The organism is Gammaproteobacteria bacterium, assembly GCA_011682695.1.
Classification (GTDB): Bacteria; Actinomycetota; Acidimicrobiia; order Spongiisociales; family UBA4744; genus BMS3Bbin01.
This window is the reverse complement of record JAACED010000033.1, coordinates 1-22,808: the sequence shown is the minus strand read 5'-3', so window position 1 is coordinate 22,808 and position 22,808 is coordinate 1. Positions and strand designations below refer to the sequence as shown.

At 64.5% G+C, this 22,808-nt stretch carries 24 protein-coding genes; 10 read left to right on the top strand and 14 right to left on the bottom strand.

The features are described from left to right. Positions 1-45 precede the first annotated feature (45 nt). From GWP04_07955 to GWP04_07935, 5 genes are read right to left on the bottom strand one after another with little or no spacing between them, the layout of a single operon-like run. The gene (locus GWP04_07955; protein NIA25491.1) at positions 46-582 is read right to left on the bottom strand and encodes a hypothetical protein; all 537 of its coding nucleotides are present in this window, start codon (positions 580-582) and stop codon (positions 46-48) included. Then, complete coding sequence (locus GWP04_07950) at positions 579-1,433, bottom strand: hypothetical protein (protein NIA25490.1); 855 nt, start codon at positions 1,431-1,433, stop codon at positions 579-581. The genes GWP04_07955 and GWP04_07950 overlap by 4 nt, the downstream gene beginning before the upstream one ends. Further along, a complete protein-coding gene (locus tag GWP04_07945) occupies positions 1,430-1,735 on the bottom strand; it encodes a hypothetical protein (protein ID NIA25489.1) in 306 nt (101 codons plus the stop codon). Before GWP04_07945 ends, GWP04_07950 begins: the two co-directional genes overlap by 4 nt. Next, on the bottom strand, positions 1,732-2,037 hold the full coding sequence (locus tag GWP04_07940) for a hypothetical protein (GenBank protein ID NIA25488.1): 306 nt from the start codon (positions 2,035-2,037) through the stop codon (positions 1,732-1,734). The genes GWP04_07945 and GWP04_07940 overlap by 4 nt, the downstream gene beginning before the upstream one ends. Next, positions 2,037-2,489: a hypothetical protein gene (locus GWP04_07935; GenBank protein NIA25487.1), complete on the bottom strand. Its 453-nt coding sequence runs from the start codon at positions 2,487-2,489 to the stop codon at positions 2,037-2,039. Before GWP04_07935 ends, GWP04_07940 begins: the two co-directional genes overlap by 1 nt. Positions 2,490-2,579: 90 nt before the next feature. On the opposite strand from GWP04_07935, the gene GWP04_07930 reads away from it, so the two are divergent. Further along, complete coding sequence (locus GWP04_07930; protein ID NIA25486.1) at positions 2,580-3,806, top strand: imidazolonepropionase; 1,227 nt, start codon at positions 2,580-2,582, stop codon at positions 3,804-3,806. On the opposite strand, the gene GWP04_07925 is transcribed toward GWP04_07930, so the two are convergent. Continuing rightward, entirely contained in the window at positions 3,790-4,668 is an 879-nt protein-coding gene (locus tag GWP04_07925; GenBank protein ID NIA25485.1) for an EamA family transporter, read from the bottom strand. The genes GWP04_07930 and GWP04_07925 overlap by 17 nt on opposite strands. 105 nt (positions 4,669-4,773) lie before the next feature. Here GWP04_07925 and GWP04_07920 point away from each other — a divergent pair, with 105 nt between their 5' ends. Continuing rightward, on the top strand, positions 4,774-5,565 hold the full coding sequence (locus tag GWP04_07920) for a glycerophosphodiester phosphodiesterase (protein NIA25484.1): 792 nt from the start codon (positions 4,774-4,776) through the stop codon (positions 5,563-5,565). Then, entirely contained in the window at positions 5,558-6,127 is a 570-nt protein-coding gene (locus tag GWP04_07915; protein NIA25483.1) for a hypothetical protein, read from the top strand. Before GWP04_07920 ends, GWP04_07915 begins: the two co-directional genes overlap by 8 nt. Before the next feature lie 2 nt (positions 6,128-6,129). Here GWP04_07915 and GWP04_07910 read toward each other — a convergent pair whose 3' ends face one another. From GWP04_07910 to GWP04_07900, 3 genes are all read right to left on the bottom strand, one after another. Then, positions 6,130-6,609 carry a CoA-binding protein gene (locus tag GWP04_07910; protein ID NIA25482.1) on the bottom strand — a complete coding sequence of 160 codons (480 nt, stop codon included), beginning with the start codon at positions 6,607-6,609 and terminating at the stop codon, positions 6,130-6,132. A 97-nt stretch (positions 6,610-6,706) separates the two neighbouring features. After that, on the bottom strand, positions 6,707-7,873 hold the full coding sequence (locus GWP04_07905) for an FAD-dependent oxidoreductase (GenBank protein ID NIA25481.1): 1,167 nt from the start codon (positions 7,871-7,873) through the stop codon (positions 6,707-6,709). Positions 7,874-7,876: 3 nt separating this feature from the next. Then, positions 7,877-8,581 (bottom strand): SDR family oxidoreductase, encoded by a 705-nt coding sequence (locus GWP04_07900; protein NIA25480.1) that lies wholly within the window; start codon positions 8,579-8,581, stop codon positions 7,877-7,879. 86 nt (positions 8,582-8,667) lie between these two features. On the opposite strand from GWP04_07900, the gene GWP04_07895 reads away from it, so the two are divergent. Further along, positions 8,668-9,498, top strand: coding sequence for a glycerophosphodiester phosphodiesterase (locus tag GWP04_07895; protein ID NIA25479.1), 831 nt, complete (start codon positions 8,668-8,670; stop codon positions 9,496-9,498). A 169-nt stretch (positions 9,499-9,667) separates the two neighbouring features. On the opposite strand, the gene GWP04_07890 is transcribed toward GWP04_07895, so the two are convergent. Next, positions 9,668-10,222, bottom strand: coding sequence for a macro domain-containing protein (locus GWP04_07890; protein NIA25478.1), 555 nt, complete (start codon positions 10,220-10,222; stop codon positions 9,668-9,670). A gap of 43 nt (positions 10,223-10,265) precedes the next feature. On the opposite strand from GWP04_07890, the gene GWP04_07885 reads away from it, so the two are divergent. Next, entirely contained in the window at positions 10,266-10,820 is a 555-nt protein-coding gene (locus GWP04_07885; GenBank protein NIA25477.1) for a hypothetical protein, read from the top strand. Positions 10,821-10,823: 3 nt separating this feature from the next. Here GWP04_07885 and GWP04_07880 read toward each other — a convergent pair whose 3' ends face one another. From GWP04_07880 to GWP04_07870, 3 genes are all read right to left on the bottom strand, one after another. Continuing rightward, positions 10,824-12,143, bottom strand: coding sequence for an MFS transporter (locus tag GWP04_07880; GenBank protein ID NIA25476.1), 1,320 nt, complete (start codon positions 12,141-12,143; stop codon positions 10,824-10,826). 9 nt (positions 12,144-12,152) lie between these two features. Then, positions 12,153-14,243: an MMPL family transporter gene (locus tag GWP04_07875; GenBank protein NIA25475.1), complete on the bottom strand. Its 2,091-nt coding sequence runs from the start codon at positions 14,241-14,243 to the stop codon at positions 12,153-12,155. 96 nt (positions 14,244-14,339) lie between these two features. Further along, positions 14,340-14,828, bottom strand: a complete 489-nt coding sequence (locus tag GWP04_07870; protein ID NIA25474.1) for a hypothetical protein — start codon at positions 14,826-14,828, stop codon at positions 14,340-14,342. A gap of 98 nt (positions 14,829-14,926) precedes the next feature. Between GWP04_07870 and GWP04_07865 the strand changes: the two genes are divergently transcribed. Both GWP04_07865 and GWP04_07860 read left to right on the top strand, forming a co-directional pair. Beyond that, positions 14,927-15,997: a squalene/phytoene synthase family protein gene (locus GWP04_07865; protein NIA25473.1), complete on the top strand. Its 1,071-nt coding sequence runs from the start codon at positions 14,927-14,929 to the stop codon at positions 15,995-15,997. A gap of 96 nt (positions 15,998-16,093) precedes the next feature. After that, complete coding sequence (locus tag GWP04_07860; protein ID NIA25472.1) at positions 16,094-17,152, top strand: alcohol dehydrogenase catalytic domain-containing protein; 1,059 nt, start codon at positions 16,094-16,096, stop codon at positions 17,150-17,152. 29 nt (positions 17,153-17,181) lie between these two features. Here the strand turns inward: GWP04_07860 and typA are convergent, their stop codons facing one another. Continuing rightward, complete coding sequence (gene typA / locus GWP04_07855) at positions 17,182-18,999, bottom strand: translational GTPase TypA (protein NIA25471.1); 1,818 nt, start codon at positions 18,997-18,999, stop codon at positions 17,182-17,184. Between the two features lie 52 nt (positions 19,000-19,051). Here typA and GWP04_07850 point away from each other — a divergent pair, with 52 nt between their 5' ends. The 3 genes from GWP04_07850 to GWP04_07840 form a co-directional block, all read left to right on the top strand. Beyond that, positions 19,052-20,359, top strand: a complete 1,308-nt coding sequence (locus tag GWP04_07850; protein NIA25470.1) for an MFS transporter — start codon at positions 19,052-19,054, stop codon at positions 20,357-20,359. A gap of 60 nt (positions 20,360-20,419) precedes the next feature. After that, positions 20,420-21,883, top strand: coding sequence for a DUF2867 domain-containing protein (locus GWP04_07845; GenBank protein NIA25469.1), 1,464 nt, complete (start codon positions 20,420-20,422; stop codon positions 21,881-21,883). Between the two features lie 23 nt (positions 21,884-21,906). Beyond that, a partial coding sequence (locus tag GWP04_07840) for an enterochelin esterase (GenBank protein NIA25468.1) occupies positions 21,907-22,808 on the top strand: 902 nt, incomplete at its 3' end.

The window sequence follows — 22,808 nt, the reverse complement described above, 5'->3', positions numbered from 1 at the left end:
ACCCAGGGCTCAGGGGTACCCATAGGGTACGTACGAGCCCAGGGTTCAACGTGTGCGGGGGTGTGTTCCGTAGGTGAGCACTCGCAGAATCGTGAATATGGCGATGACCAGGGTCGTGCCCCCGTAGAACGCGACGGCGAAGATGCCGTGGCTGTCCGTTCCCGCCTCGATGCCGTGAATCAGCGCGGCGGAGAACACCCCGTACGCGAGGTAGTGGACGCCCCTCCAGACCCTCTGTCCGATCCGCCGGCGGACGTAAAACGTGAAGCTGGTCAGCGCCATGCCGTAGAGAGCGACGATTCCCAGAGCGACCGCCACCGGTTCCCAGGTCGAGGCGCCCGGTACGAGCACGTCACGGAGGCCGAAACCGACATAGTCGTCCGTCAGCAATGCAACCACGTGGATGACGGTGGCGAGCAGGCTGCCGATCGACAGCGTTTCGTGCACATAGGTGGTGTTCTTCGTCGAGACGGCGTGCGCCAACATCTTCGAGGAGATCAACAGACCCCAGAGTGTGGCTGCCGCGAGGAGGGCGAATGCGACGAGACCCGATCCTCTCACGGTGATCCATGTGAGATTCATGCCGCCACCGCTTCCAGGCTTCCCGTCGCGTACACGGAAGCGTGGTTCCAGATGACGAGCGCACCGTCGATCCAGTCTTGATCGTCGGCCCAGGCGAGACCGTCTTCACCGTGGAACAGAATCGCCTTGGCTCCGGCCTCCGCCATGACCGCGCGATCACAGACAACGGTTGCGCTGAGCACGGGCGTTTGTGCAGGAGCGCCGGTGCGCGGGTCGATCAGGTGGTGAGCATCGCGTCCGGCGACCTTCCATGTGCGGCGGGTAACCGAGCTGGTGGCGAGCCCTCGACGGCCCAACGGGATCGTCGCGACGATGTCGCCCCAGGGATCTTCGATGTCGACTTCGGCCTCGGAGTGGTTCGAGCGAAGGTCCCCGCCCGCGTTCACGATGGTCGCGAGGCCGCGTTCAACGGCGACGTCTGCCGTCCAGCCTTTGGCGATGCCGCCGAGGTCGAAACGAGCACCGGGTGTCTTCTTCAACGTGGTGCCGTCGATCCGCCACTCCCAGTTCGGTTCGGCGATGCTCGGCGGAGCTGCGAGATCGACGATCCCTGGAAATGTTCTGTCGTAGCCCCATGCGGACACGAGTTCGCCGACTGCCGGGTCGACGAGACGATCGGTCCGACTGCGAAGATCCTGGGCGGCGGTGAAGATGTCTGCCAGGAGGGGAGACAGTTCCATGGTCGACGCCGAGGAGTCGTTCAGTCGGCTGAGTTCGCTGTGTTCCAGGAAACGGCTGCAGACCTGCTCGACCTCATCGAAGAGGTGCCGCGCTCCCGTTGCACTCTCGTCCGGCTGCAAGACCACTGTCACCGACGTACCCATCGCACTGAACGCGACCGATCGCATCATGAGCCCTTGGAGGTTTGGCGAGCCGGTGCCTGCACGACACGATGCACGATCCGCGTCGGTGGCGGCGTGATCTCGGCGGGGCCGACCCTGACAATCAGGAGACCGCTCTGCGGGGCCGATGGCACCGCTGCGATCTGGGAGGAAGGCGCGCTCTGCTCGACTGCGATCGGTTGCGTATCGGCAGGTGGGGGTGGCGTCGCGGCGACCCTACCGGCGAGGATCGCGGTTGCCCAGGCGACTCCGGCGACCGTCCACGCGACGATCTTGACGCCTCGCAGCGGAAGGAAGCGCTTGCGAATCACTTCGTTGCCTCATCGGCGACGCGCAACACGGCGTTGTGGGATTCCAGCACCTGCACGATCGATGCGGGGAGTTGCTGCTCGGCCTGGTCGGTGGGGAGTATCCATGCCGAGTTCTCTGCCTGCAACGTGCGGTACAACGCAGGGCTCAGGCCGTCGGGGGTCGGCGGATCGGTGGCGTTGACGAATGTCGCGGAAGAAGCCACGACGGGCGTCGGAGAGGGAACCCCCGAGTAGCTTCGCACCGCCAGGAATCCGAACACGGCGAAGATTGTGGCCACGATGACCATTGCACGATCGCGCATCAGTCGTCTTCGCCTTCGTCTTCGTAGTCGTCTTCGTAATCGCGTTCGTGTTCGGTCTCCTGCACCGACGCCGGCGCAGCGCTCACCGTCTCGACGACGGTGACGATCTGGACCGGCTGGTCGGTCACCGAAGCGGCAGGGAGGGGATTTTCGGCATCAGCGCAGATCGGTCGCAGCGCATCCAGGGCTGCCTGTTCGAGCGGGGAAATCGTGCCGGCGGTTTCCTTCGCAGCCAGGGCGAGACCGTCTTCGCCACAAGCGCGTTGCAGATCGGCGTCACGGGCGACGGCATCCTGGATGGCGAGTGTCGTTCCCTCCGACTGCTGTGGCACCTGCGTGCTGTCGGTGTGGGTATCTGCGGACGAGGTGTCCGCGGTGAACCCCGCGACCGCGCTGACGGTCGGGACCCCGATCGCAGTGGCGAGAATGATGGCAGCGAGCTTCCCTTTCATATCTCCTCCTTGGAGTGGTTCCGATAGCCTGCATGAGTGTCGGATAAAGGGGTATTAAGAGAGCCTGAAGGCTCGTGCAAGGATGAGGGCATGGATTTCGTGCTTCGCAACGTCGGGGAACTGACCACCAACGACGTCGGCCGACCCGCCGCCGGTGGCGTCGTCCTCAACGCGGCGGTGGTCGTGAGGAATGGCGTCGTGACCTGGGCGGGACCAGATGATGCCCTGCCGTCCAATGTCGATGTCCAGCGTGAGATCGACGTTGGAGGAAGGGCGGTGATCCCCGGTTTCGTGGATGCGCACACCCACTGTGTCTTTGCCGGCGATCGGGCCGAGGAATTTGGCCGGCGACTCCGCGGGGAGAGCTACGAAGAGATCCTCGAGGCCGGCGGAGGTATCCGCTCGACCGTGGAAGCAACCAGAGCCGCCGGCGTGGAAGAGCTTGTCGAATCCGCAGCGCGAAGACTCGACCGGATGCTGGCGATGGGCACCACGACGGCCGAGGTCAAGTCAGGGTACGGGCTCGACACGCCCACAGAGAGGAAGATGCTCGAAGTCATCACGGAGCTCGCGCACACCCATGCCATCGACGTCGTGCCGACGTTTCTCGGTGCGCATGTCGTTCCAGCGGAGTATCAGGAGGATCGTGAGGCGTATGTGCGGCTCATCGAAGACGAGATGCTGCCGGCCTGCGCCCCGTTCGCTCGTTACTGCGACGTGTTCTGTGACAGTGGTGCGTTCACCGTCGACGAGGCCCGGCGGATCCTCCAGGCCGGCAGGCGTTTCGGTTTGCAGCCGCGCATGCACGTCGAGCAGCTCGCACGCACGGGCGGAACGGCGCTGGCAGCCGAACTGGGCGCAGTCAGTGCCGATCATCTCGACCGTATCGCCTCCGACGATGTCGAGGCTCTGCGTCGGGCAGGAACCGTTGCGGTGCTCTTGCCCGCGGTCGCTTTGTCGATGCGGACTCTTCAGCCGCCCGGCAGGATGCTCTGGGATGCAGGCGTTCCGGTGGCCATCGCCACGGACTGCAACCCGGGCACCGCTTATGTGGAGAGCATGCCGCTCGTGGTGGTGCTGGCCGTCCTCGAAATGGGATTGACGCCAGAGGAGGCGCTGTGGTCGGCGACTCGTGGGGGTGCGCTGGCCATCGAGGAGACGGGCAAGGGATGGGTCGGCGAGGGCGCGATTGCGGATCTGATCATCCTCGACGCTCCGCGAGCCATTCACCTTGTCTACCGGCCCGGCACAGGCCTCATCGGTGCCGTCGTGAAGGACGGCAATTTCGTCGCCGACACACTCAGCCTGTCGCGATGAGCACGACCCCTGTCAGCGCGAGTGCGACTCCTGCGAGACGTGGCACCGTGAGTCGTTCTTTCAGCACCACTCTCGCCAGAACGATGGTCGAAGCCGGGTAGAGGGCCGTAACGACCGAGGCCAACGAGATCAAGCCGGCCCGCACGGCCAAGAGGAACAGGGCGTTTGCAGCGATGTCGAGCACGCCGGCTCCCGCAACCGTCTTGTCCAGCATCCGGGTGGGTCTGATCCTCTTTCCAAGGCTTGCGGCAAGGATCGCGACGAACGGTATGGAGGCGGCGCGGGCACCGATGAGCGGCCAGATTCCGGATGTGGGGTCCGTTCTGCTGATCAGAATGAAGAACGCCCCGAAGCCGATCCCGGCCAGGAATCCGTCGAGGGCGCCGGTATTGCGCATTTCCCCTTCGTCGGGGGTTCGTTCCCGGGTGATGAGTGCGATGGAGGAGAGGGCGGCCACGATTCCGATTGTCGCCGCGGTGGACGGTCGATCTCCGATGAAGAGTCCGAACGTGAGGGGAACCAGGGCGGTCGTGACGGCCGACAAGGGGGCAGCGACGGACATCCGTCCCGTGGAGAGTCCCCGATAGAAGAAGATCAGCCCGGTACCACCGATGAGCCCGGCCGCGGCCCCCCATCCGAAATCGGCGAGCCGGTATTCCTCCGGTCCGAGGACCGGGAGTAACGCGAGGAGGAGCACGGCCCCGACCATTTGCGAGACCACCACCACGCCCATGGCCTGGTGACGCTTCGAGGCCATGCCGCCGAGGAAATCGGCGGCGCCGTACGTGACGGCGGAGAGGATGGCGAACACGGCGAACACGGGAGAAGGGTATCCACTTTTCCGTAGCCGGTTTTCAGTCATCAGTTGTCAGTTGTCAGTAAGACACGCGACCACGCGTAGTTCGTAACTGATGGCCGGCTGTTGACCGATGACTGATGACTGATGACGTTTCTAGACTCGCTCCCGATGACTCATCCTTTCTTCTCCGTGCATCCGATCGCCTTCTCCCATCGAGGTGGGCGCCTGTTGTGGCCGGAGAACACCGTCTTCGCGTTTCAACAGTCGTACGACCTCGGCTACCGGTACTTCGAGACGGACCTCCACATGACCAAGGACGGCGTCGTGATTCTCTTCCACGACGATTACCTCGATCGCACAACAGACGGCACCGGCGATGTCTGGGACTACACCTTCGAAGAGTTCGAGTCATTCGACGCTGCGTTTCGATTCGGAGCCGATCGTGAATGGCCGTACCGGGGACAGGGCATGACCGTCCCCTCGCTCGAGGAGATCGTCACGACGTTCCCGGATATTCGACTCACCCTCGAGTTGAAGCAGGGTGGTCTCGAAGGGCCTCTCGTCGCATTGCTGGAGCGTCTCGACCTATGGGACCGTGTGATCATCGCCGGCTTCGACGATCGCTGGGCGCGCGCCGTACGGAAGGCAACCGAAGGGCGGGTACTCACGTCGAGTGGCACGTGGGAGACGCGTGCCTTTTGGCTTGCGTCGAGAGCCGGTATCGGCCTGCGGATACCGGCGGCCGCGCTGCAGGTCCCTGTGCGGCACGGAAGCCTCACCATCGTCGACGACAAGTTCGTTGTTGCAGCCCACAGGGCGGGCAAACACGTGCACGTGTGGACTGTCAACGAGGCGGATGAAATGCACCGGCTACTCGATCTGGGAGTCGACGGGCTGATGAGCGATCGACCGGACATCCTCAAGGCGGTCTACGAAGAGCGAGGCGCGACGCTTGCGTGAACGGGTCGGATCCATCGCCCTGCTGCAGGTGCAGCGCCGGCGCCTGAAAGGCAGCGGCGTGTACGACCCGGCGCCGCTGGTCACCTCGGAACGGCTGCTGCTCACCCGCGAAGGCGTGCTCGCCGCACGTGACGGCGGCTGGGTGATCGATGCGCATCATGCGTCGCATCCACAGCGAACCCGGTGGAGTCCCCATGCAACGGTATCGATTGGCTTCACCTCTCACTACCGCAAGATCTCCGCCCGGTTCGGAAACCAACCCTTGGGTATAGCCGGGGAGAACATCGTCATAGAGACCGACCGTATCTGGACGCTCGACGAGCTCGCTCCCGGGTTGGTGTTCGACATCGCCGACAGCAACGTCGAGCTGAGCGGTTTGCGGATCGCACAGCCGTGTGTCCCGTTCACCCGCTTCCTGACCGGACGGCCGGACGCAACCGCCGGGGAACTCCAGGAGGAACTCGCGTTCCTCGAGTCCGGAACCCGGGGCTTCGTCACCGCGATGGAACACCTCGAGTTCCCGACGGAGATCAGGCTTGGCGGCGAAGTGTGGCTGGCGTAGCGCTAGACGTTTCGGGGGACTGCACCGGTGAGGCTCAAGACGGTGCGCATGATGCGGTGTACCGGGTCTGCGGCCGGTGAGAACATCAGGGGGCATCCACCGGCGATCACCGGGACGCCATGCTGCCGCCCGTACTCGACTGCGGCCTCCGAAACGCTGCCCTTGCCGATCGACCGGTGGAGCCACACTCGTGTGATGCCCAGATCCGCGCAGTCTCGCACGACATCCTCGGCTGCCCGTGGGGTCGTGGCCACAACGACGGCGTCCACTCCGTCCGGGATCGACGCGAGGCTGTGGTAGCAGGGATCCCCCTCGACGCTATCGGCGTTCGGATTGACCGCGAAGACCTCATAGCCTCGCTCTCGAAGCCTCCGGTAGATGCCGTTGCCGCTGTGGCCCCCCTCCGGGGTTCTCGAGACACCCGCGACGGCAATCCTTCGTTGTGCAAGGAAATCCTCTGCAGCGCTGCTCAGCGTGGTCATGGCTTCTCCAGGGCGTGTGCCTGGCCCTCCTCTCCTGGGAGGCTACCGATGGCGGCGCCTTGCTGCGTGGGACGGTTGTCTGCCCGCGTGCGGGTGTTCAGATGATGCGGCCGGCGTGCTCGAACAACGGGCTGCCTTCGAGGATCCGTTGCGGTCCAAGTCGTGAGAGATCGAGTGTCGGATCTTCGCCGAGAATGAGTTCGGAAAGGTAGCGGCCGACAGCGGGACATTGCTGGAACCCGTGCCCAGAGAAGCCGTTGGCGAGATACAGACCTTGCATCTCGGGCCACTCGCCGAGGATCGCGTTTCCGTCGAGCGTGTTGACCGCGTAGAGACCGGCCCATCCACCAACGACGCGTAGCCGGTCGAAGGCGGGAAGCTGCTCGATGAGATGCGGCCAGATGATGTCGTAGAAGCGGTGTTGATGCACCGAGAAGTCGAATCCGACCGGGTCATCGGGCTGCGACCAGGCCATGAGCCACGTACCGTGGTGCTCGGGGATGAGGTAGAGCCCCGACGGCAGGAAGGCGCTCGGCAGCCCCGTTGAGAGAATCGGGCTCTCGACCACGTGAACGTGTCGCATCACCGGGATGACCGGCAGGTCGATGCCGGCGGTCGCGAGGAGGTCGCGAGCCCACGCTCCAGAAGCATTGACCACGACGCCGGCCGCAATCGTATCCCCGGATGCCAGCGTGACTCCCCGGATCCTGTTGCCGTCGCTGTTCAGACCCGTGACTTCTCCCGTGATGAACTCGGCGCCCAACGAGATCGACTTCTTCCGGTACCCCTGCAAAACGGCGTTCGGGTCGACACTGCCGTCGAGGCGTCCGAGCGTTCCGCCGACGATCTGCGGGCCGACGAAGGGTGGGTATGCATCGGCGATCTGGTCCGCGGTCAGCCATTCGATCGCACATCCGAGCTTCTGCTGGAGGTCGACGCCTTGTTCTGCTGCGTGTCTGGTCTCCTCATCGACGAGGAACAGGTTCCCTTGCTTGCGCATGGAGACCTCGGGGCGCACGCCATCCACCTCCATGTCGTCGGCGAACGTCTCGAGGACCTCCATCCCGTACCGCGAGATTCGGATGTTCTCCTCGAGGTTGAACTGGATGCGAATATTGCCGTCCGAGAGCACGGTCGAGGCGTATCGATACGTGGGGTCCTTCTCGAAGACCGCGACCGACACCGACGGATCACGACTCAGCAGGTGATAGGCCGTGGCGGCACCCATTGCGCTGCCTCCGACGATGACGACGTCATATGCCATCGTTCAGACCGACCTCGTGATGCCGCCATCGACGCGAATGTTCTGTCCGGTGATGTATCCGGCGTCGTCGGAGAGGAGGAAACGGACCGTCTTGGCGATCTCCTCGACAGTGCCATACCGACCTGCGGGGATGTGAGCGACGTTCTCCGCCGTCTCCGGGTAACTGTCGATGAACCCGGGGAGAACGTTGTTCATCCGGATGCCTCGTCGCGCGTACTCGTCTGCGTACAGCTTGGTGAATCCGGCGAGTGCGGCACGAAGGCTGCTGGAGATGGGGAACGCCGGGCTTGGCTCGAAGGCGGAGAACGTGGAGATGTTCACGAAGCTGCCGCCACCCTGCTCGAGCATGATCGGGGTGACGAGCCGAGCCATCCGAGCGACGTTGAGGAGGACGAGATCGAGACCGGCATGCCAGTCTGCATCGGTGAGATCGAGGATCGCTCCGGTGGGTGGATGCCCGGTGTTGTTGACGACCGCGTCGATGCGGCCGTACGCTGCCATCGCCGCCTCGACGAGTTCGGAGAGGTCTGCCTCGTCGGTCACGGATCCGGTGAGTTCGATGCCACCGAGCTCCTCGGCGAGAGCGGCGGCGCCTCCGCTGTTCGACATGAGTGCCAGCCGGTATCCGGCATCCGCGAGCTCGCGTGCGATTGCCGCTCCCATTCCTTTTCCCGATGCGGTGATCACCGCTACGCGCCGGTCTGTCATTGTCCCTCTCTGCACACGTGTCCGGCCACCCTACTGCAGCGGTCACCGGGTAGCGTTGAGGAGGGCTTGATGAACGTGAGAGGCTGATGGCGGGGAGAACAGGCAGAATGTCGCTGGGGAGACGGCTCGCGATCGTCGTGCTCGCCGGAGTGGCGCTGATCGTGATCTACTACGGCCTGGGCGTCCTCCTCGGTGCGCCTCTGACCGGCTCCGCGCAGGTCATCGCTCATCGCGGCGGGCGTGTATACCAGCCCGAGAACACGATGGCGGCCTTCTCGCAGGCCGTCGAGGACGGCGTCGACTGGCTCGAGTTCGACGTGCAGATGAGCAAGGACGGCACCCTCGTGGTGATCCACGACGAGACGGTGGACCGGACGACCAACGGTACCGGCGCGGTCGCCGCCCTCACGCTGTCCGAACTGACGGTCCTCGACGCCGGGGGCGGGCAGCACATCCCGACGTTCGCGGAGGTGATCGACTTCGCTGCAAAGTCAGGTGTTGGCATCCTGCCGGAGGCGAAGTCGCCGCGGCTGTACCCGGGGATCGAGGCGGCCATGATCGAGGAGATCGACGCGGCCAGGTACGCCGGGCACACGATCGTGCAGTCCTTCGACGCCGGAACACTCGATACGTTCCATCGCCTCGACCCGAATCTTGCACTTTGTGCCCTCTACGGACAGGGCGATATGAGCATCGCGAAGGTGCAGCCGGGCGATGCGCAGTTCGTGTGCCCGATGGCGGAGATGGTGATGATCAACCCGGCGATGATCCGCTCTGCGCATGCCGACGGAAGACAGGTGTTCGCCTGGTTCGGGCGTCTCGAGGACCCGGCGACGATGCGGGTGCTGTTGGATCTCGGTGTCGACGGGTTGATCGTCGACGACCAGCAGGCGTTGCTGAAGGTCCTGGGGCGCTGAGGGCCCGGTCTCATCGAGCGGGGCGAGGCAGATCCCTGGTGTGCCGAGGATCTCGGCCGGGAAGCCGACTTTCAGTAACCGGCAACGGCCGTCATGCCCGCCCTACGGTCTTGCATCAACCTGAGGTTGCGATACGAAGTACGAAATACCGGGTACCGGAGAACCGACATCACTCGTCAGACTCCTGACCGGACCGTTCCAGCCCCGTGGCGAAGTCGGCTGCGGTGGCGTCGTCGTAGCCGACGAGGCATACCTTGTCGAGAGCTCCGGGGTGGGCCGAGACCCACGTGAGGACGGCATCGGCGAGAACCCGTGTTGCTTCGGCACGGGGATAGCCGAAGATGCCCGCCGAGATCGCCGGAAACGCGATGGAACGGTCGCCGTGTTCGAGTGCGGCATCGAGCGCCGCCTCCACCGCCGTGCGCAGCATGCCCTCGTTGTCCTGACCTGTGCGGTACCGGGGCCCGACCACATGGATCACGTGGCGTGCCGGCATGGCTCCCGCAGTCGTGACCGTGGCGTGGCCCGGCGCGACCGGACCGTGCTCGCGAACCCACGCAGTCGACTCACGCTGCACAGGGCTGCCTCCTGCTCGGACGATTGCCGCGGCGACCCCGCCGCCGTGCGCGAGATGCTCATTGGCGGCGTTGACGATCGCGTCGACGTCCTGACGGGTGAGATCCCCGGTAATCACGTGAACGAGGGTGGCACCGATGCGACGCATGGAGAAGAAGGCTACCGGCAAGCGGGGGTCCTATCCTCGCGGCATGGTACGTATGCTCTCCGCGTTCCTTCTCTCCGCAGCAATCCTCGGCGGCTCCTTCGGGGAGGCGACCGCCTCGGCGACGCCGGTCTCCGGCGACAGGATGGAGGTGACGCTGACCGTTGAGGTCGCCGGCGAGGCAGGCGCCGTTGTTGCGCACGTCGTCGACATCGGAGGCGATCAGACAATCGTTGGATTGGCTCCACGCGGCGCGGGTGAATGGGGTGGGACCACCGAGACCGCGGTGAGCAATCTCATGGTGGTATTCGAGGCGATCAGGACCGACGGAAGCAGCGACATGTCCAAGCCGGTGACCTTGGCGACGCTCGGGGTCGATCCGGGGCTTCTGGGCATCGAAGGAACGGGCACGACCCGGGCACCGGACGAGGGATACTCGAAAAGCACGCTTCGTTGGGGCTGGGGTGCTCTGGCGCTGGCGGCGCTGGCGCTCGCGCTCCTTGCATTCTGGGCAGCCGGATCCCGCGATCGGGACACCGCGGCGACGGAGCAGGCTCCCCTCGAAGATCCCGGCGATGCTCCTTCCAGACCCGAGGAGTAACCGTCAGGACGCCGGCTTCTCGGCCTCGGCGCGGGCAAGTTCGATCTGTCGGGTGTTGAGTCTCGGCAGCGCCAACACGAAGAGGATCGTGAAGACGACGGCGCCGAGCAGGAACGGCATCCGCAGGCCGATATCCCGGCTGGCGAGCTTCGTCGCGACTTCCACGACCACGCCGCCGAGAAGGGACCCGATGGGGATCATGCCCCATGCGAAGAGCCGGTAGACGCTGTTGACCCTACCGAGCAGACGATCGGGGATGATGCTTTGGCGCAGCGAGACGGTGATCACGTTCCACAGCACACCGAGGAAGCTCCCAACGAAGAACATCACCCATACCACGCCGACCGATGAGGTGATGCCGGTGACGGCGAGTGTCAAGCCGGACCCGATGAGTATGAGGAACAGCGAGGTTCCCGACCCGATCGCCTTGGAGAGGCGCGGCGCTACGACGCTTCCGATCGTTCCACCGATCGCCCCGGCGGTGAGGAGCAGCCCGAACCGTACCGCGTCGAGGTGCAGAATCTCCTGCACGAAGAGCACGTACGTGGCAAGTGCCATCGAGAACATCGCGTTCATGACCCCGAGGATGAGTGCCATCGACCGCAAGAGTCGGTGTCTCCACAACCACTTCACACCCTCCGCTATCTCGGTTTTCCAGGCGATCTTTCCCGTGGCCGCCCCTTCGGTCCGAAACGACCCTGAGATTACCGTCAGTCCGATGGCGGCGAATGCGAACGTCCCGGCATCGACGAAGAACGGCAACGAGAACGCAGCGGCGATGATGAGGCCACCGATGGGTGGGCCGACCAGCGAGTTCATCACCATCTCGGCGCCCCACAGCCGGCCGTTTGCACGCTCCAGGTTTTCCGGTTCGACGAACGCCGGCATGAGTGTTTGGGCTGCATTGTCCCTGAGGACCTCGGCGAACCCGAAGGCGAGGGCGGTTCCGTACAGAAGGGCGAGCCACGCACCCCGGTGCGTCGGTGGTGTCGCCGTCCCTGCCGCGATGGCGGTAGGGGAGGCGAGTGCCTCATGTCCTGCGAGCACGACAAAGGCAACCGTGATCGTGAGCAGGAAACGGAACCCATCCATGACGACCATGATCTTGCGACGGTCGACACGATCCGTGATGACACCCGCTGGAAGGGTGAAGATGAGCCACGGCAGTCGCGTCGCCACGGCGATCAGCGAGATCTGCACCGGGTCACGGGTGATGGCAGATGCCAGCCACGGGTAGGCGATTGTCGAGACACCGTCGCCGAAATTGGAGACGGCGCTCGCCGTCCAGAGCTTCCAATAGTTCGATCCGAGTGGTTTTGCCACGGAGGAAGGTTAGGGGTTCGAACTCGACGCCGGCTCTCGCATCCCCGCTGCGGGCAGGAGTGCCGGGATGACGACGAGCGCGGTCACCGCAGCGGTCGTCATCGAGACCCACATGATCATCGAGATCTCCGGATGGATCTTCAGCGGCGACAGCCACAACGCACTCAGCGCCAGGGCGATGCCGAGAGCGTTGGCGACGATCGGACGGCCGGCACTGTCGATTGCCCGTAGGACATAGCCGTCTCCGGCCGGACGCGCGTAGTCGATCGCGGCGATGAAGTGGATCGAGTAGTCGATGCCGACGCCGATGACGATCGACGAGGCGATCGCCGTGACGAGGTTCAACTGGATGCCGGACGCGGCGATGAAGCCCAGCAGGGTGCCGGTCGTGAGTACCAGTGGAGCGAGTGCCACCAGGGTTTGGCGGACCTTGCGATATGCGGCGAGCAGCATCAGGGCGACGAGGACGTAGGCGGCGATGAGCGACCCGATCTGGGCTCGAATCACGAGCCTGGCGATCTCGTCCCAGAGAACCGGCATGCCGGTCAGGACGCGGACTTCGTCGTGCGCGTCCGCGAAGTCGAGCCAGGTACGCAGGTCCTTGGTTTCGAACGGTCCCGGGAAGACGATGAAGCGCAGCCCGTCCTGGGTTGCCATCCGGCCGAGCGGCAACGCCGCCGTCCCTGCGAGGACGGCATCCATCTCGGCAGGTGGGATCTTGCCGACCAGGTCGGCCGCCGAGAAGACGGTGCGGATGCCGGGCAGCCGTTCGAAGTCCCGCTCCAGGGTCTCGAGATGTGTCAGCTGATCCGCGCTGCCGTTGGGGTCGTAGGCGAACTCGCCGATCAGCGGTGTGGCACCGCCGAAGATCTTGGCCGTCTCGTTGAAACTCTGGCGGAGGGGATGGTTCTCCTTGATGAAGAACAACTGATCGGAGTCGACCTGGAGGCGAGGGATGAAGACCGCGGAGAAAGCGATCAGCCCCACGGTCAGGACGGCGGCGATCCAGCGTGGCCGTGCCAGGGCCTTGATGGCGGTGACGACGCGCGGCCCGAGGATCGCCGTGTGGTGCTTCGGCTCGATGTCCAGCCGACTGAGGAGTGCAGGGAGGAAGAAGAACGAGACGACGCCGGCGAATCCGATTCCGATTGCCGTGAACAGACCGAGTTGCTGGATGGGTCTGACCCCGGTGATGAGCAGCGAGAGGAACCCCGCGGCGGTGCTGATCGTCGTGAGGATCATCGGGACACCGACTTGTCGGAGTGTGGAGGTGACCCGTGCGACCCGGTCCTCGGTGCGTTCCGAGGCATCCTGATAGTGGGTGACGAAATGCAGGCCGTCGGCAGAGCCCATGACGATCACGTAGATCGGGACGAGGACCGACACGATGTCGACCTCGTGGCCGAGTCCGAAGATCAGCCCGAATGTCCAGAGTGCGCCGAGCAGGGCGGGGACGATGGACAGAATCGTGAGCTTGCGGTCGCCGATGTTCGCGTAGAACGTGATCAGCAGCAGGATGATGACCGCAGGTGGGATGAAGAGCAGGAACCAGCCGATCATGTCGAGCACCGTCGCAAAGATCACCGGGTTGCCCGAGTAGTTCACTTCCAGGCCCTGCGGCGGTTCGATGTCGGTGAGCTCTCGCGCCACCTTCACCGGGTCGCCTGAAGGGACCGCAACCATGAGGGTGTGTCTGCCGTCCTCGCTGACGAGCAAACCGGCGACCGGGTTCTGAGAGAGGAACTTGCCGATCATGGCCTCCGGGATCGCTTCGATCATCTCCGGGGTGATGGCTGCTCCGGTGAGCGGGTTGACGGCGGGGACGATGGACCCGACGTACGCGACGCCATCGAGCGCCGTGAGGCGGTCACGGAGCTGAACCAGCTCGATCAAGACGTCCTTGTCGGAGATTTTCTTTCCCTCCGGCACCGAGACGAGCACGTTGATCGGATCCGCGGTGTCGTACTTGTCCTGGAGTGCAACCCAGGCTTCACCCCGTTCGTTGCCCGAGGTGAGGAACTGGGTGACGTCGGCATTGACCTGCAACCGAAAGAGCATGCTGATCGCGACCAGGGTGATGATGGCGGTGACGACCAGCACTTGCTTGGATCGTTCGACGAGGAAGCAGCCTATGCGATCTATCGGGTACCTCCGGTATTGGGTTTTCAACCTACACGAGACGCCTGACGCAGTCGGTTATCGAGGGGAGACCGGGACTCGTGCCGTTGCGCGTTCGGGGTGTCGCATGACGAACATCGGAACGCCGATCCCATAGGTGACGAAGTGTCCCACCGGGGTGATCTCGATGAGGCACATGTCCAGATGTGTGACCTCCTTCTCGAGGCCGCGCAGCAGGGCATGCAGGATTGGCGCCGGAGCTTCGTCGATGGGGCGGATCGTCGCCTTGCCATGGAACGTGATGGCGGCGGCAGGGATCTTGATCCACGGCATCAATGGCGCCCGCTTGGGGATCGTGACGGTGATCGACACGTGGGGGTTGCCTGCTATGTGGCGTGCTTTCCAGGTCCGGGGCCCTGTGACGATGTAGATGCGGCGGTCTGCGATCGTGTAGACGATGCCCGCGCTGCGGGCCTTCCCGGCAGGGGTCACCCAGGCGAGGATTCCGAAGATGTGACGCTCGATGTCTCGCCAGACCTGCTCGGTTGTGGGATGAGCCGATCGCATGGCAGACCCAGTGTTGCGCGAATCCACCAGGCGCGACCAGGGCCGTTCGGCCCTTTCCGATGAACCGGTGTCGTACTGCCTGCTACCTTGATGTGGCCATGGGACATCGTTCTTCTCGATTGCTATTGCTGGCACGAGGATTGTTCACCAATCGCGACCATCCGGATCTCGAGTCGTTGGCGGCCGAGGATGATCCGGAGCGGTTCGTCTGGCGCGTCCTGCCCCACGCTGCGAGAAGTTTCGCGGCGAGCATCGTCATCCTGCCTGCCGAGAAGGCCAGGGCGTCGGCTGTGGCGTACCTCTACAGCCGCATCCTCGACACATACGAGGACCTGTACCCGGACGCCGAGCAGCGTAGCGAGCGTCTGGACGCCTTCGCCCACAGGTTCGAGACGGGTCTGCTCACCCGGCCGGCTGCAATCCCGAACACGATGGCTCGCGACGATCGGGATCGGCTCCATCTCCTCCTCGTCGATCGATGCGACCACGTCGATGTCGTGTACCGCGACGTGCAGCGTTCGATTGCCGGCCTCGTCCGGTCGATGGCGGACGGGATGATGTGGTCGACGGACCGCTTCGCACACCAGGGTGGGGTCCTGAAGAACGGCGAGCAGGTGACCCGGTACTGCCGCAACGTGATCGGCAACCCGGTCTTGTTCGCCTTGGGGTTGATCAGCGGCACGGTGCCGACACCGGCCGCGGAACGGGACGCGTTTGCGGTGGGAGAGATGATCCAACTGGCCAACATCACCAGGGACGTGGAGAAGGATCTCGCGAGAGGAATCGGATATCACCCTGCGCTCAAACCGTATCTGGGCAATGTGGGCGACGCGACGAAGATCCGAGAGACGGTGCAGCGTGTGCGTGACGAGCTGGTCGCCCGGGCGATGAGTCTGGTTCCCGCCTACCGAAGATTGCTCGCAGGCGTCGAGCAGGCGGTCGCAGTACGGACGGCGGCGGTGCTCATGCTGGGGTTCACGGAGCTGCACTACCGCGGTTGCGTCGCTCGGTCCGGTCGAGAGCCGTGGCCGGGGCCGAGCGGCTCCTTTCAGGTGGTGTTGCGGGCCATCCCGTCACTGCTGTCGGTGCGCTGGGCACGGCGTACGATCGAGCGGATCGAAACCGAGTTTCTCCGGGCCGCCGCGCTGCTGCAGAGCCACTCCGCCTGAGATCGGCACCACACTCTCCGAACCCTGGGCTCGTAGGTACCCCTGGGGTACCTACGAGCCCAGGGTTCAGCGGTTCAGGTCGCTACCGTGATGCCCATGCGAGGGCTGACGCTCGACGGCGTGGAAACGATCACGTATCGGGACGACCTACCTGAACCGCTGCTCGAAGTGGATACGGACGCGATCGTCGCCGTCCACCAGGCCGGGCTGTGTGGTTCGGACCTGCACCCCTACCTGGGGCGAGAGGTCGTCCGTTCCGGTGTGATCCCCGGCCATGAGGTCGTTGGCGAGGTCACGGAGATCGGCAGCGCCGTCGGCTTGTCGATCGGCCGGCGGGTCATCGTGCCGTTCACGACGAGTTGCGGCGAGTGTGACCCGTGCTGGAGCGGATTGAGTGCACGATGTGTCCGTGGAGAACTCTTCGGGTACGGCGATGCGGCAGACCCGTCGAAACCCGCGTTGCAGGGAGGCCAGGCCGAGTTCCTTCGCGTCCCATTCGCCGAAAGCACACTCGTCACGATCCCCGAAGGAATCTCGGACGAGGAGGCATTGTTACTCAGCGACAACTTCCCGACCGGCTGGCACGCGGCACGGCGCGCCGCGGTGCGTCCCGGACGAACGGTCGCCGTTGTAGGGTTGGGTTCGGTGGGCCTCAGCGCCGTCGCCGCAGCCAAGACGATGGGGGCAGAGCGCATCCTGGCAATCGACCCGGTCGAGGACCGGAGAAATCGCGCCGAACGGCTTGGAGCCCACACCGCGCACCCGCGAGACGCCGAGCACGTCGCCGGCCCGATGGCCGAGGGCGGGTTCGTGTCGGTGATCGAAGCCGTCGGTGCGTCCCCGGCGCAAGGACTGGCGTTTCGCCTCCTGCGGCCAGGCGGGACCCTGTCGATCATCGCCGTCCAGACTGCCGATCGGTTCGCGTTCACTCCGGTGGACGCCTACGACCGCAACGCGACGATCCGAACCGGCCGTGCTCCGGTCAGGTCGGTACTCGACCGGCTTCTCCCACTTGTGGTGGCGGGAAGGGTGAAGATTCCGACCGACGTCATCGTTACCCACCCCGGGGTGCCGATCGAACGAGGACCAGAGATGTACCGGCGGTTCGCGGCTCATGAGCCGGGTCTCGTGAAGGTCGTCTTCTCGTTCTCGTGACGTTTGGTGCGGATAGACCCCGCGAAACGTCACAGGACCTTTGCGCGCTTGCGGTCGCTGGCGGCCAGAAGCCGTTTTCGGACCCGGATCGCCTTCGGAGTGACCTCGACCAGCTCATCGTCGGCGATCCACTCGATGGCCAGCTCGAGGGTGAGCCTTCGGGGAGGCTTCAACTTGATTGCCTCGTCCGACGCATGCGTGCGGATGTTGGTCAGCTGCTTGGGCTTGGTGGGGTTGCAGGGTAGGTCCATCGGCCTGGAGCTCTCCCCGATGACCATCCCCTCATAGACCTGCTCACCTGAGCCGATGAACAGCTGACCGCGCTTCTGGAGGTTGTCCAGGGCGTAACCGGTCGAGTTGCCGGACCGATCCGAGATCATCGCACCCCCTTGTCGATGAGGGAGTTCTCCGGCCCACGGCGCCCAGCCGGCGTGCTGCTGATGGACGAGCGCCGTGCCGCGGGTGGCAGTCATGAGCAGCGAGCGGAACCCGATGAGCCCACGCGACGGGGCCGAGACGGTGATGATCGTGCGGCCCGTCTCTCCCGGTTCCAAACCGATGATCATGCCCTTGCGGGGGGCGACGGCCTGCGTGATGGTCCCGACGTGCTCATCCGGAACGTCGATGGTTGCCTGCTCGATGGGCTCGTGCGTCACACCGTCGATCTCACGGGTGATCGCTTCAGGGCGGCTCACCTGGAGTTCGAAACCTTCCCTGCGCATCGTCTCGATGAGCACGGCGAGCTGGAGCTCGCCACGCCCGGCCACTTCGATGACCTCGGGAGAAGCCGTCTTGCCGATCCGGATGGATACGTTGCCGAGAACCTCACGCTCGAGGCGATCGCGGATCTGTCGGGACGTGAGGAAGCGGCCGTCGGTTCCTGCAAGTGGGGACGTGTTGACACCGAAGGTCATCCTCAGAACGGGTTCGTCGACCTCGAGACGCGGGAGCGGATGCGGGTCCAGCACATCGGCGAGCGTGTCTCCGATCTCGACCTCCGGGAACCCTGCCACGACGAACAGGTCTCCTGCGGCCCGCTCGTCGACATTGACTCGTCCGAGCCCTTCGAATCCCATGAGCTGAGTGAGTCGTCGCCGCAGAGGGGCGCCGTCGGCCCGGCAGAGCGCAACCTGTTCTCCGCTTTTCAGCGTTCCCTGGACGACCCTTCCGATGGCGAGCCGCCCGAGGTAGTGGGAGGCATCGAGGTTCGTGACGAGCGCCTGGAGTGTCGCCGACGGGTCGCCTGTGGCTGCCGGGATCGTCTCGACGACGGCGTCGAGAAGCGGAGAGAGATCGGCGTCGGCATCAGGCATACCGATGCCGGCCATGGAGCGACCCTGGCGCGCGATGGACGAGATGATCGGAAACTCGATGTGGTCGTCGGACGCGTCGAGGTCGAAGAACAGTTCGTAGACTTCGTTCACGACTTCTTCGAGCCTTGCATCGGCTCGGTCCACCTTGTTGATCACGACGACTGCCGGCAGGTGTCTTGCGAGTGCCTTGGAGAGCACGTAGCGAGTCTGCGGCATCGGTCCCTCGGCGGCGTCGATCAACAGCAGCACCCCGTCGACGAGCGCCAGAGCCCGCTCCACCTCGCCACCGAAGTCGGCGTGCCCAGGAGTATCGACCAGGTTGATTCGCGTCCCCTTCCATTCGACGGACGCGGCTTTGGCGAGGATCGTGATGCCGCGCTCTCGCTCCTGGTCGCTGGAATCCAAGATGCGATCGACGTGTTCCTGGTGCGACGAGAACACTCCGGTTGCGGACAGCATCGCGTCGACCAGGGTGGTTTTGCCATGGTCGACGTGCGCGATCAACGCAACATTGCGGAAAGGGGAGTCCGGCATGAGGTTCGCGATGGTAACGGATGTGGCGGTCTGTGAAGTCGGAGCCGGCAGAATGCCAAGCCGGGGGGCGCCGTGGAGATCTGATTGGTACCGTGTCGTGATCGTGGAGGTGAAGCGGGTGGCTGAGGCGACGAACGTCAGACTGTATGGGTATCGGTGGGTCGTGCTCGGGGCGTTCGCACTCATCAATGCGTTGGTGCAGATGAACTGGATCACGTTCGCGGCGGTGACCGGCGACGCCGCGACCTTCTACCGGGTCTCCGAGATGCAGATCGGTCTCTTGTCCATGGTCTTCATGGTCGTGTTCATCATCATGTCGATCCCCGCGTCCTACATCATCGACACGTACGGCATTCGGATCGGTGTCGGGATCGGTGCCGTCCTCACCGGTGGGTTCGGGCTGACCCGTGGCATCTGGGCGTCCGACTACACGCTCGTGCTCGTTTCACAGATCGGTCTTGCGGTCGGCCAGCCGTTCGTGATGAACGCCATCACCAAGGTCGGTGCCCGCTGGTTCCCGATCACCGAGCGTGCCACGGCCGCCGCGTTCCCATCCCTCGCCCAGTTCATCGGGATCATCGTCGCCATGGCGGCGACGCCGTATCTGGTGTCGAGCTACGCGATGTCGGGGATGTTGATGGGGTACGGGGTCGCATCGATGATCGGCGGGGTCGTCGCCCTCGCCTTGATCCGTGAACGGCCGCCCACCGCGCCGAGCGAGGCCGACCAGATGGAACGCTTCAAGGTGTTCGAGGGTCTTCGACACATCCTCAAACAGAAGGACATGCTGATTCTGCTGTTGCTGTTCTTTGTGGGTTTGGGGATGTTCAACGCGATCAGCACCTGGATCGAACAGATCGTGAGTCCCCGAGGGTTCGGTCCGGAGCAGGCCGGCGTGATCGGCGCGGTGATGGTGGTCGGCGGGATCTTCGGCGCGGGGATCTTACCTGTGTTGTCGGACCGGTCACGAAGACGCAAGCCGTTCCTCGTCGTGGCGGTCGCCGGCATGGCCCCCGGTCTCGTGGGCTTGGCGTTTGCCGGAAGCTACCCGCTGCTGCTCATCTCGAGTTTCGTGTTCGGGTTCTTCATGATGAGCGCCTATCCGCTCGGTTTCCAGTACAGCGCCGAGATCAGCTACCCGGCGCCGGAGTCGACTTCGCAGGGGATCATCGTGATGGCCGGGCAGATCTCCGGCATTCTGTTCATCGTCGGGATGGATGCGTTCAAGTCGCAGGTGACCGGCTCGATGGCAGGCTCGATGCTGGTGTTCATCGCGCTGACCGCCATCGTCATCGCCCTGACGGGATTCCTCGACGAGTCGGCGTTGATCCGTGCCGAGGGCGAGCAGGCGACCGCCTGAGGATGACCGCCGACGAGATGTGGACCATGTGTCACTCGGTGGGCTCCTAAGCTTCCTGCGGTGAGAGTCCTCGTCACGGGCGCAACTGGCTATATCGGTGGCCGTCTCGTGCCACGTCTGCTCGAGCGCGGGTTCCAGGTCCGCTGCATGACCCGCGATCCGGCACAGCTCACACTCGACCCCTGGAGAGATCAGGTGGAGGTCGTCGCCGCCGACGCCATGAAGTCCGAGACCCTGCACGATGCTCTCGGCGGGTGCAACGCGGCGTACTACCTGATCCACGGGATGGAGACGTCGGAGGGCTTCGCCGAACTGGATCGCATCGCCGCGGAGAACTTTCGCGATGCCGCCGACGAGGCGGGACTCGAGCGCATCATCTACCTCGGAGCCCTGGGATCCGACGATGAAGAACTGTCGATACATCTCAGAAGCCGCCACGAAGTGGGGCGAATCCTGACCTCCGGGCAGACACCCGTCACCGAATTCCGGGCGGCGGTCATCATCGGTTCGGGATCGATGTCGTTCGAGATGATCCGGCACCTCACCGAGGTACTCCCGCTGATGATGTGCCCGAGATGGATCCGAACGCGTTGTCAGCCGATCGCGGTACGCAACGTCCTCGAAATCCTGATGGATGCCCTGGACTTCGCGGGCTCCGGAAGCCACATCTACGAGATCGGCGGCCCGGACGTGCTCACCTACGAGGAGATGATGCAGACATATGCCGAGGTCGCGGGGCTCCCGAAGCGAAAAGTCATTCCGCTTCGGCTGTTCAGCTCCCGTCTGTCGTCGCTGTTCGTCGGCCTCGTGACACCGCTGCCGGTCGCCACTGCCCGCCCCCTCATCGAAAGCCTGCTGAACGACGTCGTGGTCACTGGAGAACCGCCGCCCGGCTACCGCCCCTCAGATCTCCTCACGTACCGCGAGGCGGTGTGGAGGGCGATGGCCAGGATCTCGCGGTTCGAGGTCGAGACCCGCTGGTCCGATGCGTTGACGAAACCGGCACAACCGCTGCCCGGCGACCCGGTGTGGTCGGGTGCGGCGATGGAGATCGACCGGCGTACGTCGTCCGCCTCCGTCCCGGCCGACGACGTGTTCTGGGCAGTGAGCAGGATCGGCGGTGACGTCGGCTACTACACGATGAACTGGGCGTGGAGGCTTCGAGGCCTCCTCGATCGGTTGAGCGATGGTGTCGGGCTTCGAAGGGGTAGACGACACCCCGAGGAGTTGCGACCAGGCGAGGCGCTCGACTTCTTCAGAGTTGCCGTCATCGACCCCGAGAAGCGTCACCTCCTGTTGCGCGCCGAGTTGAAGTTGCCCGGTACCGCCTGGCTGGAGTGGACGGTTGAACCGACCGCGGAAGGCTCGAAGCTGACGCAGATCGCCCGGTTCATTCCCAGAGGTGTCGCAGGAAGGCTGTACTGGTGGGCGATGATGCCGTTTCACGCACCCATCTTTCGCAGGATGGCTCGGCGTATCACCCGGGTTGCCGAGCAGCGCAGATTCCTGCAGGTCGGGCCGTGACAAGCGGCGAGTAGGTTGAGGCCATGCCAAGACACAGTTACTCCCCTTACGAGGGCTCCAGGGTCGAATTCACGATCGACTCACACGCATTGCGCAACAATCTCCTCGGTGATCCGGTGGAGCGCCGGGTCGCCGTCTACCTGCCGCAAGGGTATGCATCGTCCCACGAGGAGTATCCGGTGTTCGTGGACCTCGTCGGGTTCACCGGCAGCGGTCTCGCCCATTTCAACTGGCGGCCATTCGGTGAGAGCGTGCCACAGCGTCTCGACCGCCTCGTCGCCGAGGGGAAGATGGGGCCTGTGGTGGCCGTCTTCCCCGACTGCTTCACCTCGCTGGGCGGGAACCAGTACATCAACTCCGTGGCGATGGGCAATTGGGAGGACTTCCTCATCGACGAGATGCTCCCCGAAGTCGAGCGCCGATTCCGCGTGCGCAAGGGCCGTGATCATCGGGCCGTGTTCGGCAAGTCGAGCGGCGGGTACGGGGCGATCGTGCACGGTCTGCGGCGGGCCGACGCGTGGGGTGCGGTGGCGTGTCACTCCGGCGACATGGGTTTCCCTATGTGTTACCCGGGCGACTTTCCGAAGGTGCTGGACACGCTGGCAGGGCACGACCGCGACATCGCCAAACTGCTTGCACACTACGAGACGAAACAGAAGCTCACCCACGACGACATGCACATGCTCATGGCGCTCGCCATGGCGGCCACCTACGACCCGGACCCCGACGGTCCGAAGGGGGTTCGCCTGCCCGTCGACCTCTACACGGGCGAGCTGGATGCGGAGCGCTGGGCCAACTGGATGCGTCACGACCCGGTCGAACTGGTGAAGTTGCCCGAGTGTCAGGAGAACCTGCGTTCGCTTCGGGGCCTCTACATCGATTGTGGGTCCAAGGACCAGTACGCCCTCGTGTATGGGGCGCGGAC